The sequence below is a fragment of the Tenggerimyces flavus genome (assembly GCF_016907715.1).
GTDB lineage: Bacteria > Actinomycetota > Actinomycetes > Propionibacteriales > Actinopolymorphaceae > Tenggerimyces > Tenggerimyces flavus.
The window spans coordinates 4,816,992-4,832,169 of record NZ_JAFBCM010000001.1 but is presented as its reverse complement, the minus strand read 5'-3'; the positions used below and the strand labels follow the sequence as shown (position 1 = coordinate 4,832,169).

Annotated in this window: 17 protein-coding genes and 2 pseudogenes; 3 read left to right on the top strand and 16 right to left on the bottom strand. The window is 69.7% G+C overall.

All coding sequences use genetic code 11. From position 1 onward, the window contains the following. Nucleotides 1-17: 17 nt before the first annotated feature. The 5 genes from JOD67_RS22570 to JOD67_RS22550 all read right to left on the bottom strand — a co-directional run bounded on the left by JOD67_RS22570 (nt 18) and on the right by JOD67_RS22550 (nt 4,428). On the bottom strand, nt 18-1,325 hold the full coding sequence (locus JOD67_RS22570) for an FG-GAP repeat domain-containing protein (protein ID WP_239555195.1): 1,308 nt from the start codon (nt 1,323-1,325) through the stop codon (nt 18-20). Between the two features lie 334 nt (nt 1,326-1,659). After that, a complete protein-coding gene (locus tag JOD67_RS22565; RefSeq protein ID WP_205119686.1) occupies nt 1,660-2,421 on the bottom strand; it encodes a YebC/PmpR family DNA-binding transcriptional regulator in 762 nt (253 codons plus the stop codon). Nucleotides 2,422-2,427: 6 nt separating this feature from the next. Next, nucleotides 2,428-3,036 (bottom strand): pyridoxal 5'-phosphate synthase glutaminase subunit PdxT, encoded by a 609-nt coding sequence (pdxT, locus tag JOD67_RS22560; protein WP_205119685.1) that lies wholly within the window; start codon nt 3,034-3,036, stop codon nt 2,428-2,430. After that, a complete protein-coding gene (pdxS, locus tag JOD67_RS22555; protein ID WP_372442343.1) occupies nt 3,030-3,932 on the bottom strand; it encodes a pyridoxal 5'-phosphate synthase lyase subunit PdxS in 903 nt (300 codons plus the stop codon). Before pdxS ends, pdxT begins: the two co-directional genes overlap by 7 nt. Nucleotides 3,933-4,029: 97 nt before the next feature. Further along, nucleotides 4,030-4,428 (bottom strand): hypothetical protein, encoded by a 399-nt coding sequence (locus JOD67_RS22550; protein ID WP_205119684.1) that lies wholly within the window; start codon nt 4,426-4,428, stop codon nt 4,030-4,032. Between the two features lie 63 nt (nt 4,429-4,491). On the opposite strand from JOD67_RS22550, the gene JOD67_RS22545 reads away from it, so the two are divergent. Then, a complete protein-coding gene (locus JOD67_RS22545; protein ID WP_205119683.1) occupies nt 4,492-4,965 on the top strand; it encodes a hypothetical protein in 474 nt (157 codons plus the stop codon). A gap of 7 nt (nt 4,966-4,972) precedes the next feature. Here JOD67_RS22545 and JOD67_RS22540 read toward each other — a convergent pair whose 3' ends face one another. The 9 genes and pseudogenes from JOD67_RS22540 to pgsA form a co-directional block, all read right to left on the bottom strand. After that, nucleotides 4,973-5,749 (bottom strand): hypothetical protein, encoded by a 777-nt coding sequence (locus tag JOD67_RS22540; RefSeq protein ID WP_205119682.1) that lies wholly within the window; start codon nt 5,747-5,749, stop codon nt 4,973-4,975. Then, on the bottom strand, nt 5,746-6,282 hold the full coding sequence (locus tag JOD67_RS22535) for a SigE family RNA polymerase sigma factor (protein WP_205119681.1): 537 nt from the start codon (nt 6,280-6,282) through the stop codon (nt 5,746-5,748). The genes JOD67_RS22540 and JOD67_RS22535 overlap by 4 nt, the downstream gene beginning before the upstream one ends. 145 nt (nt 6,283-6,427) lie before the next feature. After that, a pseudogene (locus JOD67_RS40345) lies at nt 6,428-6,553 on the bottom strand (DUF2891 family protein); the annotation flags it as partial. 19 nt (nt 6,554-6,572) lie between these two features. Continuing rightward, nucleotides 6,573-6,944, bottom strand: a pseudogene (locus JOD67_RS42440) (DUF2891 family protein); the annotation flags it as partial. Continuing rightward, nucleotides 6,863-7,066, bottom strand: coding sequence for a DUF2891 family protein (locus tag JOD67_RS42435; RefSeq protein ID WP_205119679.1), 204 nt, complete (start codon nt 7,064-7,066; stop codon nt 6,863-6,865). The pseudogene JOD67_RS42440 and the gene JOD67_RS42435, both read right to left, overlap by 82 nt. Nucleotides 7,067-7,090: 24 nt before the next feature. Beyond that, complete coding sequence (locus tag JOD67_RS22515; RefSeq protein ID WP_205119678.1) at nt 7,091-7,621, bottom strand: LemA family protein; 531 nt, start codon at nt 7,619-7,621, stop codon at nt 7,091-7,093. Beyond that, nucleotides 7,618-8,751 (bottom strand): glycosyltransferase family 4 protein, encoded by a 1,134-nt coding sequence (locus JOD67_RS22510; RefSeq protein WP_205119677.1) that lies wholly within the window; start codon nt 8,749-8,751, stop codon nt 7,618-7,620. Before JOD67_RS22510 ends, JOD67_RS22515 begins: the two co-directional genes overlap by 4 nt. Further along, nucleotides 8,748-9,650, bottom strand: coding sequence for a phosphatidylinositol mannoside acyltransferase (locus JOD67_RS22505; RefSeq protein ID WP_205119676.1), 903 nt, complete (start codon nt 9,648-9,650; stop codon nt 8,748-8,750). The genes JOD67_RS22510 and JOD67_RS22505 overlap by 4 nt, the downstream gene beginning before the upstream one ends. After that, nucleotides 9,647-10,285 (bottom strand): phosphatidylinositol phosphate synthase, encoded by a 639-nt coding sequence (pgsA, locus tag JOD67_RS22500; RefSeq protein ID WP_205119675.1) that lies wholly within the window; start codon nt 10,283-10,285, stop codon nt 9,647-9,649. Before pgsA ends, JOD67_RS22505 begins: the two co-directional genes overlap by 4 nt. A gap of 138 nt (nt 10,286-10,423) precedes the next feature. On the opposite strand from pgsA, the gene JOD67_RS22495 reads away from it, so the two are divergent. Further along, nucleotides 10,424-10,789: an FKBP-type peptidyl-prolyl cis-trans isomerase gene (locus JOD67_RS22495; protein ID WP_205119674.1), complete on the top strand. Its 366-nt coding sequence runs from the start codon at nt 10,424-10,426 to the stop codon at nt 10,787-10,789. A 275-nt stretch (nt 10,790-11,064) separates the two neighbouring features. Here the strand turns inward: JOD67_RS22495 and JOD67_RS22490 are convergent, their stop codons facing one another. Both JOD67_RS22490 and JOD67_RS22485 read right to left on the bottom strand, forming a co-directional pair. Beyond that, nucleotides 11,065-11,715 carry a dihydrofolate reductase family protein gene (locus JOD67_RS22490; protein WP_205119673.1) on the bottom strand — a complete coding sequence of 217 codons (651 nt, stop codon included), beginning with the start codon at nt 11,713-11,715 and terminating at the stop codon, nt 11,065-11,067. Nucleotides 11,716-11,744: 29 nt separating this feature from the next. Further along, nucleotides 11,745-12,758: a sigma-70 family RNA polymerase sigma factor gene (locus JOD67_RS22485; RefSeq protein WP_205119672.1), complete on the bottom strand. Its 1,014-nt coding sequence runs from the start codon at nt 12,756-12,758 to the stop codon at nt 11,745-11,747. Nucleotides 12,759-12,956: 198 nt separating this feature from the next. Between JOD67_RS22485 and JOD67_RS22480 the strand changes: the two genes are divergently transcribed. Beyond that, nucleotides 12,957-15,137, top strand: a complete 2,181-nt coding sequence (locus JOD67_RS22480) for an elongation factor G-like protein EF-G2 (protein ID WP_205119671.1) — start codon at nt 12,957-12,959, stop codon at nt 15,135-15,137. The last annotated feature ends 41 nt before the right edge of the window (nt 15,138-15,178 follow it).

Sequence of the window (15,178 nt, the reverse complement as noted above, 5' to 3'; positions counted from 1 at the left end):
AGTCCCTCCCCTTGGGTTTAGTAGCTGGCGATGCGGATGTCGGTCCAGCCGAAGCCGATCCGAGGACCGGCAGCGTTGAACTTGCCGTCACCCTTACCGAGCCACCGGAACAGATCACCCGCGGCATTGGCAGCCACCAGATCCGCCTTGCCGTCACCGTTGATGTCCATCACGTTGAACGGACCGAACACGTTCCACCCCGACCCCGCCTCGATCTTGGTAGCGAACCCACCCGCACCATTACCCCGCCAGAAGAACAACCTGCCCGCCTCATCGGTGCCCCACAGATCGCCATCACCATCACCATCGGCATCACCACCACCGAACTCCGGGAACGTCGCCCACCCCGCACCAACATGGAGCTTGGGACCGTACGTACCGTTCCCCGCGCCACGCCACCAATACAGCTGATCCCCATCACGAGCCACGATGTCGGCCTTGTTGTCACCAGTCAGATCGACGAACGTCAACCACTCGAACGCCTTCCACCCCGCACCCACATTCGTCGACTTCGAATACGAGGTGCCGGTGCCGTTGTTGTGCCAGTAATGCAACCCACCGTCCTCCGACGTCCCCACAATGTCGCCCAACCCATCACCATCCACATCAGAGGTACCGAGCCGGTTGTACTCCGTCGACCACCCAGGACCAATCCGCACCGACTGACCAAACTCCGCCGACACACGCCCCGGATACATCCGCAACTCATCCGACGCCGTCACCGCCAACATGTCGTCGAACTTGTCGCCATTCACACTCTCCGCGGGACCACCCGGAGAACCGCCCAGCGTCCACCAGGTCGTCTCCTGGCGCGCGCCAGGCCAGCCGAAGCTGAAGTGGATGTGGTCGGTGTGCGGGTTGGGACCGCCGTACGGCAGCCACCCCTCGTTCGGCCGATAGGCCCGCCAGATCTTGTGGTTCCAGATCATGTACATGATCCCCAGCCGGCGAGCCAGAGCGTGCTTGTTGCCGTACTGGTCGGTGGCGAGCAGCCAGGCGAGCAGCTGGTCGGCCTGCGCCTTCTGCGTCGCGTTGGTGACGTTGAACGGGTAGTCGAGCGCGCGGCCTTCCTTGTGCTCGCTCGTTCCGCCTTGCGCGCAAGGCCGATGAATGCCCAGGTCGGCGCGGCCGTACTCGGCTTCGAGCAGGTTGCGGAAGTCGGCGACGCCGGGCCGTTCCCCGTCGATGCATCGCGTCTGGTCGTCGGACACCGCGTAGGCGTCGATCGTGGCGGGGAACGTAGGTGTGGGTGGAACGGCGTGAGCTGGTGGCCCGATCACGAGCGCGGCGGCCAGCGCGGCGGCTGTGCCCAGGGCAGCAAGCATTCTCTTCACCACGGAACTCCTTTGTCACAGAGCAGAAGGAGCTACCGAGGACGACGTCCTCGGTCGAGAGGTGCGGTGATGCAGGGAGGCCCACCCGTGGTTCTGGCCAAGACCGTAATTAGCCAACCAAGCGCCGTCAAGGGTTTCGGCAAAACTGGTACACACCTCTATCGGAACGATCGTTCCTACCCGAGGGCGCCGCTTCGTGCTATGAGAATGCGCGCCCACCGGGAGCCGGTGGGCGCGCGTTCGTGCAGCTCAGAGAGCTAGCCGACCTTCTCCATGACCTCGTCCGAAACATGGAAGCTCAGCGCGTAGACGTTCTGCACGTCCGCTACCCCACCTTCTCCATGACCTCGTCCGAGACGTCGAAGTTCGCGTACACGTTCTGCACGTCGTCGCAGTCCTCGAGCGCCTCGACCAACCGGAAGACCTTGCGGGCGTCGTCCTCCTCCAGCGGCACGGTCACGCTGGGCATGAAGCTCGACTCCGCCGAGTCGTAGTCGGTCCCCGCGGTCTGCAGCGCCGTCCGCACCGCGACCAGGTCGGTCGGCTCGGTGATGACCTCGAACGCCTCGCCGAGGTCGTTGACCTCCTCGGCGCCCGCGTCCAGCACGGTCTCCAGTACGTCGTCCTCGGAGAGCTTCTTGCCCTCCTGCTCGACCGGCACGACCACGACGCCCTTGCGGGTGAACAGGTACGACACGCTGCCCGCGTCGGCCATGGAGCCGTTGTTGCGCGTCATGATCGCGCGCACGTCACCCGCCGCGCGGTTGCGGTTGTCGGTGAGGCACTCGATCAGCAGCGCGACGCCGGCGGGGCCGTAGCCCTCGTACATGATCGTCTGCCAGTCGGCGGCGCCGGCCTCCTGGCCGGACCCGCGCTTGACCGCGCGGTCGATGTTGTCGTTCGGGACCGACGACTTCTTCGCCTTCTGGATGGCGTCGTACAACGTGGGGTTGCCGCCCACGTCACCGCCGCCGACGCGGGCCGCGACCTCGATGTTCTTGATCAACTTCGCGAAGAGCTTGCCGCGCTTGGCGTCGATGACCGCCTTCTTGTGCTTGGTGGTCGCCCACTTGGAGTGGCCGGACATGGCGGACTACGCCTCCTTGACGATTCCTACGAAGTACTCGTGTACCCGGGGGTCGCCGGTCAACTCGGGGTGGAAGGCCGTCGCGAGCAGGTGACCCTGGCGAACGGCAACGATCCTACCTGTGGCCGGCCCCGTCGCCACGCGGGCAAGCACCCGCGCGTGTCCGCGGACCTCCTCGACCCACGGCGCGCGGATGAACACGGCGTGGAACGGGCGGTCGCCGGCCAGCCCGTCGGTGAACGCCAGATCGCCCTCGAACGAGTCCACCTGGCGCCCGAACGCGTTCCGCCGGACGGTCGTCGCCATGCCGCCGATCGTCTCCTGACCTGCGATCCCGTCCGCGATCTTGTCCGCGAGCAGGATCATGCCGGCGCAGGTTCCGAACGCCGGCATCCCGTCCGCGACCCGCTTGCGCAGCGGCTCGAGCAGCTCGAACGCCTCGATCAGCTTGATCATCGTGGTCGACTCGCCGCCCGGGAGCACCAGGCCGTCGACCGCGAGCAGCTCCTCGCGCCGACGTACGGGCACGGCCTCGGCGCCGCTCGCGGCGAGCATGCGGACGTGCTCGCGTACGTCGCCCTGCAGGGCGAGCACGCCGATCGTAGGCGTCACCATCCGCGGGTGGCGAGCCGCTCGCTCTCCGGCAGAGTCGCGACGTTGATGCCGACCATGGCCTCGCCGAGACCGCGCGAGACCTTCGCGACCACGTCGGGGTCGTCGAAGAACGTCGTGGCCTTGACGATCGCCGCGGCACGCTTCTCCGGGTCGCCGGACTTGAAGATGCCGGAGCCGACGAACACGCCCTCGGCGCCGAGCTGCATCATCATCGCCGCGTCGGCCGGGGTCGCGAGACCGCCGGCCGTGAACAGCACGACGGGGAGCTTGCCGAGCTCGGCGACCTCCTTGACCAGGCTGTACGGCGCGCGCAGCTCCTTGGCCGCGGCGTACAGCTCGGTCTCGTCGTACGTCCCCAGCTTGCGGATGTCGGACCGGATCTGGCGCATGTGGCGGGTCGCCTCGACGACGTTGCCCGTACCGGCCTCGCCCTTGGAACGGATCATCGCCGCGCCCTCGGAGATGCGGCGGAGGGCCTCACCGAGGTTGGTGGCGCCGCAGACGAACGGCACGGTGAACTTCCACTTGTCGATGTGGTGCGCCTCGTCGGCCGGCGTCAGAACCTCGGACTCGTCGATGTAGTCGACGCCGATCGCCTGCAACACCTGCGCCTCGACGAAGTGGCCGATGCGCGCCTTCGCCATCACCGGGATCGAGACGGCGCCAATGATGCCGTCGATCATGTCCGGGTCGCTCATCCGCGCGACGCCGCCCTGAACGCGGATGTCGGCGGGGACGCGCTCGAGCGCCATCACCGCGACGGCACCGGCGTCCTCGGCGATCTTCGCCTGCTCAGGTGTGACGACGTCCATGATCACGCCGCCCTTGAGCATCTCGGCCATGCCCCGCTTCACCTGGGCAGTGCCGGTGACGGGGGCGGTTTGGTCGTCGGTCACGATGTACCTCACGCTGAAGTGGTCGGGTCTGATGCCTCCATTCTAGGTCGGGCACCCAGACCATTTGAGAGCCACCCGGGCGCGAAGTGGACCGTTTTCAGCCCCGACTGCGCTCGGCGACGGCCGGCAACGCCGCCACGAACGAGGCCAGGCTCTTGTGCGGCTCGCCACTCAGGACCCGATTGGCCACCGCGAACGGGAACGCGGTGACTCCCAGCGACAACACCGCGGGTGCCGCCGGAGGTGGCTCGTGGCCGATCCACTCGCCACCGTGGGTTGCGATGAGGACCTCTCCGGTGTAGGCGCCGACGAGCTGGAACCACAGGTCGATCCGCTCCTCCGAGAGCGGCCCCTCGGCGAGGAGCTCGGCACAGACCTCGTCGAGAATCGTCAGGCTCTCCGCCGACCAGTCGAGCTGCCGGCCCGACCCGGCCGCGACGAGTTCGACGCACTTGGTGGCAACGAGCCGCAGCTGTTCGGAGTCCTGGATCGCCATGGTCCCCGATCCTGCCAGTTCCCCGTGGATCTCTGCGCGCCCGTTCTGGGTAGCTTGTCCGCCATGGCGACCCCGCTCGGTGAGTATCCGACGATCCGGCTGGCGCACACGCTCGGCGTGCGCGAGGAGCTCACGCGGTTCGGGAGCCGGCAGATCGTCACCCGATACGGGCTGACTTCGATCCCGGTCCGCCGGCCGGCCGAGGGCTGGACGTCCGGCACGGTCGACTGTGAGACCTGCGGCCTGCGGATCGACCTCCGGGTCGCGAGCGTCCCGGCCACCGTACGCAAGCGCTGGCAGCGGGCGCTGTTCACCCTCGCGGCGGCCGGTGTGGCCGCGTTTTTCGTCTGGTTCTTCCTCGACGGCCTCCACCACAGCGCCACCGAGACAGCTGGGGAGGCGCTGCTGGGCGTCGGCGTCTCGGTCGCGGGGTTCGTGACCGGGGTCGCGTTCTTCTTCTACAGCCTGATCAAGCAGTCCATGGAGGACGGCGTCCGCCTCGAGCGGCCGGAGGGCCACCGCCTCTACAAGGGCTGACGGCGGCTCAGTCGTCCGGCGACTTCTCGAACCACCAGTCCGTGTCCCCGATCGGCGTGACAGTGACCGGTCCCAGCGGCGTCACCTCCGCCGGTGGCTTGCCACCCGGTGAGTACACGTACGCGAAGTTCCACTGGATCCCACCGCCCGGGCGGTCGAACGCGACGGTCGCGGGCGAGCCGTCCTCGGCGTACGTCGCGCGCAGCAGCTCGTGCGTCCGCACCCCACTGCGCGAGACCGCCTCGAGGATCCGGTCGAGATCGGCCCGCGCCGTGTCGTCGAACGCGCGCTCCCCCGGCCGGCCGCCGCACGCCCCGTCGTCGCTGAACGTGCCCCGCTCGTACTCGAGGATGTGGCACACCTCGTCCTCGTACCAGGTCGCCTTCAGCCGCACGACGACCGGCAGGACGTGCGTCTGCAGGCTCGCGACCTCCCGCGCCATCGTCGCCGGCGAGGGCGGCCGCGTGACGAAGTTGCCGAGCAGCTCGTCGAGGTCGACGACCGGCCACGGCGGCGTGGCCGGATCCTGCAGACCCAGCCCGGATCGCACCTGATAGCTCCCCGGCATGCTCACCGTGCCCACGCCCGGCAGGTGCACCGGACCGACCAGGGCGAACGCGACGGCCAACGCCGCGACCGCGCCGACCACACCCTGCCGGCGCCGCCGCCGGTGCAGCGCACGCCGGGCCGACGCGACCACTCCAGGCGTGTCGACCTGGACGCGAGGAACCTCGTGGGCACCCGACCGCAGGCGGGCGACGACATCGTCGGACGGCGTACTCACGGCAGCTCCCCCTCCGAGAGAAGCGAACGCAGGCGGGCCAGCCCGCGGGCGTTGTGGGACTTGACGGTCCCGACCGAGATGCCGAGCTCGCGGGCGACCTCGGATTCGGTCAGGTCGAGCAGATGCCGCAGCACGACCACCCGCCGTTGCGCGAGCGGCAGCTGCGCGAGCGCGCGGACCACCGTTCCGCGTGCCGCGACGGCTGCCGCGTGGTCGGGCGAGGAAGCGACCGGCAGGTCGCCGGGCGCCGCCAACAGCTCGCGGCGGGTCCGACGCCAGCCGTCGACGCGCAGGTTGACCAGGATGCGGCGCGCGTACGCCCAGGGGTCGCCGTCGCGCGCACGGCCCCACGCGCGATAGGTCCGTTCGAACGTCGCCTGCACCAGGTCCTGAGCCCGGGCGAGGTCGCCGGACAGCAGCTCCGCGGTGTGCAGCAGATACGGACCAGCCGCGGCGACGAACGAGGCGAACTGCTCGTCCCGATCGCCGTCGAGAGCGAACGAAGAGGCCAGGCGGACCGGCTCGCGCGTCATGCCCGCCTCCTCTCTCACACCCACAACCACGCAGCAGCGCCGACAATGGTTGTCACCGTGCCACCCGCAGCGTTGGTCTGGGTCGGGGGCACCCCCGTCCCATAGGTTCGGACCAGGGTGCCCCCGACCCAGTCAGACCGTGCTGCTAGCTGAGCACGAGGACGGCGTACGCGACCAGCCAATGCTCGACCAGGTAGTCGTCGCCCGCGACGTGCGGGAGCGCGGCGTCGAGATGGCGTCGCATCGCCGTGTGCGCGAGAGCCACGCGCGGATCGGCGTCCCGGCAGCTCCTCGGCGAGCCGTCGCCAGCACCACGCTCGGCTCGCGTTCAGCCCGTGCAGGTGCGCGGTCGGGTGGATGAGGTCCCGCAGCTCGGGTGCGAACGTGTCTGGGTACGCCAGCGTGCACCCGAGACCGAACGCCGTGTTGGCGTGCAGGCCATACCGAATCGGGTATGTCGCGTTCGGCAGCCAGGACGTGAAGCGATCGACGACCGCGTCGGCGAGCGGCCGGAAGCGGCGCTCCAGCGGCGACCGTCGGCGTCGTCCCAGCTGGCGAGCTCGTACGCGAGGGCGAGCACTCAGCCCCAGACCTCGCCCTCGGGGATTGTGTTGGGAACGGCCCGCAGCAGCCGCATCAGGACCCAGTGCATCTCCACGCACGAGTGCCAGTCGTAACTGCCGTAGAAGACCGGTGCCGGACGTTCACCGCGCTCTCCCTCTGGCGTGGCTTCCGCGCGAGTCCTTTTGGGGCGCGATCCACGCGTACTCGGCGGCGCGCCCACGCAGGATCGCCGCGAGCTCGTCCATCAGAGCGGCAGGCCGGCCGGCTGGGTGTCGTCGAGCTCCACCATGTCCGGCAGCTTCGCGTACCCCGCCAGCCGGAACCAGCGGACGAGCCGCTTCGACCGCAGCACCCGCGTCGAGGCGACCGTGTCGTTGTGGAACCGCCGCGCCATCTCGACCCGCCGGCACGCGGCCCCCAGCTCGGACAGCAGCTGGTTCGCGCCCGGCTCCGCGGCGATCTCGGCGACCACCTCGGGGTCGGCGAAGACCGCCGCGAGCGCCTTGGACAGGTCGGACTCGGCGACCTCGCGTTCGTCGTCCGGGGCCGAACGAGCCCGGTTCGCGGCGTCGGCGACGAGGATCGCCGTCGCCGGGTCGAGCAGGCCCGACGTCGCCACCTCGATCGCGACCCCGGACCGCCGGAACAGCTGCGCCTCCAGCGAAGCCCGCGACCCGTCGACCCGAGCGTGCAGCCGGTCCAGCCGACCAGCCGTCCAGGACAGGTAGACGCCGATGATCGCGACCACCGCGACGACGATGAACACCCAGGTCATCGCGACGTGTCCTCCCCGACCCGCGGCAGCCCTTCGGCGACCATCTCGTACACCGCGACGATCTCCTTGGAGACGTTCGCCCAGTCGTACCGGCGGACGGCGAACCGCGCCGCGTCGCGCAGGTCGACCCGCCGGTCGCGGTCGGCGAGCAGCTCGATCGCCGCCTTCGCGAGCCCGTCGGAGTCGCCCACCCCGAACAGCGAGCCCAGCCGGCCACCGTCCACGACGAGCCGGAACGCGTCGAGGTCGCTCGCGAGCACTGGCGCGCCGGCCGCCATCGCCTCGACCAGCACGATGCCGAACGACTCGCCACCGGTCTGCGGCGCGACGTAGAGGTCCGAGCTCGCCAGCATGTCGGCCTTCGCCGTGTCGTCGACCATCCCGAGGAACGTGACCGCGTACCGGCACTCCTCCGGCAGCAGCTCGCGCGCCTCCTCGATGTCGCCCTTGCCGGCGACGAGCAGCCGGATGCCGGGCACGGACTTCCAGATCGCCGGGAACGCCTTGAGCAGAACGGCGAGGCCCTTGCGCGGCTCGTCCAGCCGGCCGAGGAACGACAGCGTGCCGCCCTCGCCCTGCCACTCCGGCCGCGGCCGGCCCTCGGCGAGGCGGTCGACGAACAGCCCGTTCGGGATCACCACCGGCTCGCCGCCGAGGTGCTGCACGAGCGTCGCGCGGGCGGGCTCGCTCACCGCGATGCGTGCGCTGATCTTCTCCAGCGCGGGCCGCATCATCGACGACGCCGCGCTCATGAACCGAGACCGCAGCATCGCCGTGTGGAACGTTCCGACGATCGGGCCTGCGGCGTTCCACAGCGTGATCAGCGACAGCGACGGGTTCTGCGGCTCGTGGATGTGCAGGACGTCGAAGTCGCCCTCGCGGATCCAGCGCCGCGACCGCGCGACCGTGAGCGGACCGAAGACCACGCGCGCGACCGAGCCGTTGTACGGGACCGGCACCGCGCGCCCGACGGACACGACGTACGGCGGGATCGGCGTGTCGTCGTCGGCCGGCGCGAGCACCGAGACGTCGTGACCGGCCTCGATCAGGACCTCAGCAAGGTCGCGAACGTGGTTCTGGACGCCGCCCGGGACGTCGAACGAGTAGGGGCAGACGAGCCCGATCTTCATCCGACCGGCACCCGCGTCCGGTCCAGGTCGGCGAGCCAGAGTCGTTGCAGCATGTGCCAGTCCTCCGGATGTGCGGCGATCGTCTCGGCGAACACGTCGGCCAGTGCCTGCGTCATCGCGACGATCGGCTGCCTGCCCGCCGGTCGCTCGATTGGGTCGTGGAATCGGATGTGCAGCTGCGGACCGTCGTACCACAGCGTGGCCGGCAGCAGCGCGGCTCCGGTACGGACGGCGAGGGCCGCCGGACCGGCGGGCATCCGGGTCTGCTCGCCGAAGAAGGTGACCTCGACGCCCCGTTCGGACAGGTCGCGGTCGGCGACGAGCACGACGAACCGACCCTCCCGAAGCCGGTCGCCGAGCACGCTCAGCACCCCGGCGCCGCCGTCGTGCGGCAGGATCTCCATGCCGAGCAGCTTCCGGTAGGCGACGAACCGGTCGAACAGCCGCTCCGGTTTGAGGCGTTCGGCGACCGTGGTGAACGGGGCGCCCGTCGCGCAGGCCCACCCGCCGGCGAGGTCCCAGTTGCCGAGATGGGGAAGGGCGGCGATCACGCCCTTGCCGGCCGCGAGCGCCTGCCGGAACTCGGCCTCGCCGTGGACGACCACGCGCTCGACGATCTCCTCGGCGGACAGGTCGGGCAGCCGGAACGTCTCGCACCAGTAGCGCAGGTACGAGCGCATGCCCCGCTTGGACAGCTGCCGCAGCTCCTCGGGAGTCGCCTCAGGGCGGACGCGGGTGAGGTTGCCCTCGAGCCGACGTACGCTCTTGCCGCGCCGCCACCAGACGAAGTCGGACGCGACCTCGAAGCCCTTGAGGGCGACGCGTTCGGGGAGCTTGCGGACGACCGCCCAGCCGGCGGCGAACGCGGCGTAGACGAGGGAGTCGGTGAGCTTGCTCACCGCGCTTCCTCCTGCTTGCCCAAGGCCTGGCGGCGAACGGTGAAGATGCGCTGGAAGACCGTGACGGTGCTCGCGACGGCCAGCGCGCAGAGCACGATCGGCAGCAGCAGGTCGCCGTACGGGATGCCGAAGTCGATCGCGAGCCCGGTGAGCCCGCACGCGACCAGCGCGGTGACCAGCCGGTCGGCGCGCTCGGCGATGCCGACGTTCGCGGTCATGCCCAGGCTCTCGGCGCGGGCCTTGGCGTACGAGGTCACGCTGCCCATGATCAGCACGTACAGGGAGACGCAGGCGAGGAAGTAGTTGTCGCCGCCGGTCGCGTACCAGAGCGTCCAGCCGCCGAAGATCGCCGCGTCGCCGAGCCGGTCGAGGGTGGAGTCGAGGAACGCGCCCCAGTTCGACTCGCGCTTCTGCATGCGCGCCATCAGGCCGTCGACCATGTCGGAGAACACGAACGCGGTGACCACGACCGTGCCCCAGAAGAACTCGCCGCGCGGGTAGAAGCCGATCGCCCCGCCGATCACGCCGAGCGTGCCGACGAGCGTGACGACGTCGGGTCCGATGCCGACGCGCAGGAGGAACTTCGCGACCGGAGTGAGCAGTCGAATCCAGAACTGGTGGAACCGTCTCAGCATGCGCGCTCGCCGTCAGGGTGGGCTAGGCAACCAGGCTGCGATGCTACTGGCCGCGCGTCCCAACGACACGTTCGGGCTCGGTCTCGGTAACGTGGCCGGTCGTCGCGACGAGCGACCCCGCACCTGTTGAGGAGAAGCATGGACAAGCCCGAGGTTGACGCACCCGACGGCCCGCCGCCGTCCGACCTGGAGATCACCGAGCTCAAGGAGGGCGACGGCCCGGCCGCCAAGGCCGGCGACACGGTCCAGGTCCACTACGTCGGCGTCGCGTTCTCGACCGGCGAGCAGTTCGACGCCAGCTGGGACCGCGGCGAGCCGCTGGAGTTCCGGCTCGGCGTCGGCCAGGTCATCGCCGGCTGGGACCAGGGCGTCCAGGGCATGAAGGTCGGCGGCCGCCGTCGGCTGGTCATCCCGGCCCACCTCGCGTACGGCGACCGCGGCGCCGGCGGCGTCATCGCCCCCGGCGAGACGCTGATCTTCGTCTGCGACCTGGTCTCGGTCTAGCCTCGATCTCCCGTCCAGCGGTGGGTTCGACCGGTCCGGCCCGCCCTGCCCTGGGGCCAATGATCATGTGAACATGATCAGCGGCCCCTCTACGCCGGGTAGACGCCAGGTAAAGGGGCCACTGGCCGGGTAAGGCGACCACGACGCCTCACCTACGGCACGACCTGGCCGCCACCGGCTGCCTGTCCACAGCCAGCCCCACGTCCCTCACCCAACTGGGGTTTTCACGCGCCTTGCCACGTGGTAAACCCCGGTTGGGTAAGGGAAGTCGGCTTTCAGCCGATGCCGAGCCGCTTGCGGCGGGCGAGCTCGGCATCGGTCGGTACGTCGAAGTCCATCTCGCCGATCTCGATCTCGCCGGCGCGGACGTAGGTGTTCATCGTCACCCCGGTCTTCGACACCGCGCTGTCGGTGAGCTTCAGCGCGATCGGGATCGTTCCGTCGTCGAACAGGCGCTTGCCGGGGCCGACCGCGACCGGGAAGATCCACACCCGGAACTCGTCGACCAGGTCGTTCGCGAGCAGCGTCTGGACCAGCCCGGCGCTGCCGTGGACCTGGATCTCCGGCCCGTCCTCGTTCTTCAGCGCCCGGACGTACTCGACGACGTCGCCCTCGATCAGCGTCGAGTTGTTCCACTCGACCTGGTCCAGCGTCGTCGACGCGACGTACTTGCGGGTGCCGTTCAGGTGGTCGGCGATCGGTCCCTCGTCGTACGGCCAGTGCGCGACGAACATCTCGTACGTCCCGCGCCCCAGCAGCAGCTCGTACTCGGGCTTCGCGGTGTTCCGGTTCAGCATCTCCTCGTCGAAGTAGTTGACGGCCCAGCCGCCCAGAGTGAAGCCGCCGGCGGGGTCCTCGGACGGTCCGCCGGCCGCCTGCATGACGCCGTCGAGGGTGACGAAGCTCGTGACAATCAGAGTTCTCATACCTTCTACAACGTGCCCCGCCGGGAAACTCATCGGTCGAGAACGGACTCCAGCCCGAACGCCGCGAAGTACTCCGCTCCGTCGAACGAGGTGATCTCGGCGACCAGTCCGTCCTCGATCCGCAGCACGTCGATCGCCAGCCCGACCCACTCCGTCGAGCCCGGCGCGCGCAGGTAGTGCGCGACGCCCGGCTGGCGGTTCGCCCAGGCGGGGATGCTGCGCAACGTGCCGAACGAGGAGTCGAAGCTCGCGCTCGCCGCGACCAGGATCGCGGCACGACCCGCGAACCAGGTCGGGTGCGGAGGCATCGCCAGCCACGCGTCCTCGCGCAGCAACGCGGCGAGCGCGTCGAGATCGGAACGTTCGTGCGCCTCGATGTAGCGACGCAGCAGCTCGCGTTCCTCGGCGCTCGGTGACGACTCCGTACGCCAGTCCGTCCGCCGCTCCCCCAGCCGCTGCCGGAGCGTCGCGCGAGCCCGCTGCAGCGCACTGTTCGCCGAGGTCACCGTGCCCTCGAGGAGCTCCGCGGTGTCCTTGGCGGTCCAGCCGAGAACGTCGCGCAGGATGAGGACAGCGCGTTGCCGCGGCGGCAGGTGCTGGATCGCGGCGATGAACGTGAGCTCGATCGTCTCCCGCGACACCACGACCGCGGCCGGCTCGTCCTCGGGCGCCGCGACCTGGTCGAGCAGCGCGTCCGGGTACGGCTGCAGCCACGGCAGGTCCGCGGGCGGCGCGAGCGCCGCGGCCGGATCGGCGGCGGGACCGACGTCGGGCGGCAGCACCCGGCGGGAACGCGACCGCAGCACGTCGAGGCATGCGTTCGTCGCGATCCGGTAGAGCCAGGCGCGGAACGAGTAGCTCCCACCGAAGCTCTCGCGACTCCGCCACGCGCGCAGGAACGTCTCCTGCACCAGGTCCTCGGCGTCCTCGAGCGAGCCGAGCATCCGGTAGCAGTGCACCTGCAGCTCCCCGCGGTGCCGTTCGACCAGCGCGGTGAACGCCGACTCGTCCCGCAGGTCGGGCAGCTGCTCGGTCGTGCTCATCGTCGTTCGTCGCCTCACGTTCAGGTCGCAGCTACGGACAGTCATCCGGCCCGTCGCCCTTGTGTCACCCCCCACCACGGGTGGAAGGTGAGAGACCACATCTTCCAGGGCGCCGCCGGGTCGGCGGCCAACCGCCCCGGGGCGCGCCCGGTACGAGAGCGGACACGCTCTTGTGCCCTGGCGAGGAGGCGAAAGCCCATGGCGGAAAGACAGCACACCCCAGCTGGAGCTGCCGGCAAGGCACCGACGGCCGACCAACCCGACGGAGTCCGCAACATCGCGGTGGTCGGCCCTTCCGGTTCAGGTAAGACGACTTTGGTAGAGGCCCTTCTCGTGTTGACCGGGACCTTGCAGCGTCCCGGGCGAGTCGAGGATGGCTCGACGGTGTCGGACTTCGACGAGGCCGAGCAACGGCAGCAACGTTCCGTCGGCTTGTCGCTCGCACCGTTCGTCTACCAGGGTGTCAAGGTCAACCTGCTCGACACGCCCGGCTACGCCGACTACGTGGGTGAGCTGCGCGCCGGCCTGCGCGCCGCCGACTGCGCGCTGTTCGTCATCTCCGCCGCCGACGGCATCGACGGCGCCACCAGGAACCTCTGGCAGGAGTGTGCCGCCGTCGGCATGCCCCGCGCGGTCGTGATCACCAAGCTCGACCACCAACGCGCCGAGTACCCCGCTGTGCTCGCCCAGGCGCAGGACGCGTTCGGCGAGAAGGTCATCCCCCTCTACCTGCCCGTCAACGCCGACGACGGCACACCGTCCGGTCTGCTCGGCCTACTCTCGGAGAAGCTGTACGACTACTCCAGCGGCTCCCGGCAGGAGGGGAAGCCCAGCGAGCTCCAGGCCGCCGAGGCCGAGGAGGCCCGGGGCGCCCTGATCGAGGGCATCATCGAGGAGTCCGAGGACGAGACGCTCATGGAGCGGTACCTGTCCGGTGAGGCGCTCGACGACAAGCAGCTGATCGACGACCTGGAGAAGGCCGTCGCGCTCGGCTCGTTCTACCCGCTGATCCCAGTCTGCGGTGCGACCTCGCAAGCCGGCCTCGCCGAGCTGCTCGAGGTGATGACGAGCGCGTTCCCGTCGCCACTCGAGCACCCGATGCCCGAGGTCTACACGCCGGCCGGCGTCCCCGTGAACGGGATGCGCTGCGACCCCGACGGCCCGCTGCTGGCAGAGGTCGTGAAGACGGCTTCCGACCCGTACGTCGGCCGCATCAGCCTCGTCCGCGTGTTCTCCGGAACGATCCGGCCCGACGACACGCTGCATGTGTCCGGGCACTTCTCCGAGTTCTTCGGCGCCGACCGCGGCCACGAGGACCACGACGTCGACGAGAAGGTCGGCTCACTATCCGCGCCGCTCGGCAAGACCCAGCGTCAGCTCAACCACGCGGTCGCCGGCGACATCTGCGCGATCGGCAAGCTGACCCAGGCCGAGACCGGAGACACCCTGTCCAGCAAGGACAAACCGCTCCTCATGCGGCCGTGGACGATGCCCGAACCACTGCTGCCGATCGCGGTGACCGCGCACGCGAAGGCGGACGAGGACAAGCTGTCGCTCGGTCTTTCCCGGCTGGCCGCCGAGGACCCGACACTGCGGATCGAGCACAACCCCGAGACGCACCAGCTCGTGCTGTGGTGCATGGGTGAGGCGCACGCCGACGTCGTCCTCGACCGGCTCGCGAACCGCTACAGCGTGCAGGTCGACCAGGTACCGCTGCGCGTGCCGTTGCGGGAGACGTTCGGCAAGCTGGCCGAAGGAAAGGGCCGCCACGTCAAGCAGAGCGGTGGCCACGGCCAGTACGCCGTCTGCGACATCAAGGTCGAGCCGCTGCCGAGCGGATCCGGCTTCGAGTTCGTCGACAAGGTCGTCGGTGGCTCGGTGCCGCGGCAGTTCATTCCCTCGGTGGAGAAGGGCATTCGCGCCCAGATGGAACGCGGTGTGTCGGCCGGCTACCCGGTCGTCGACATCCGCGTGACGCTGTACGACGGCAAGGCGCACAGCGTGGACTCCTCCGACATGGCGTTCCAGACCGCGGGCTCGCTGGCCCTGCGCGAGGCCGCGAAGTCGTCGCTGGTCAACCTGCTCGAGCCCGTCGACCTCGTGTCGGTGCTCGTGGACGACGAGTACGTCGGCTCGGTGATGGGCGACCTGTCCGGCCGCCGCGGCCGCGTCCTCGGAACGGAGCCGGTCGGCCAGGGCCGCACGATGGTGAAGGCCGAAGTGCCACAGATCGAGATCACCCGCTACGCCACGGACCTGCGGTCGATGTCCCACGGCTCGGGCGCCTTCACCCGCGAGTTCGCCCGCTACGACTCGATGCCTTCGAATGTGGCGGAGAAGCTGCAGAAGGAGCTCGCCGACGAAGAGGCGGCTCACTAAGCCACCAAGGCGAAACTGGCCCTCCCCCGCCTCTCGGGGAG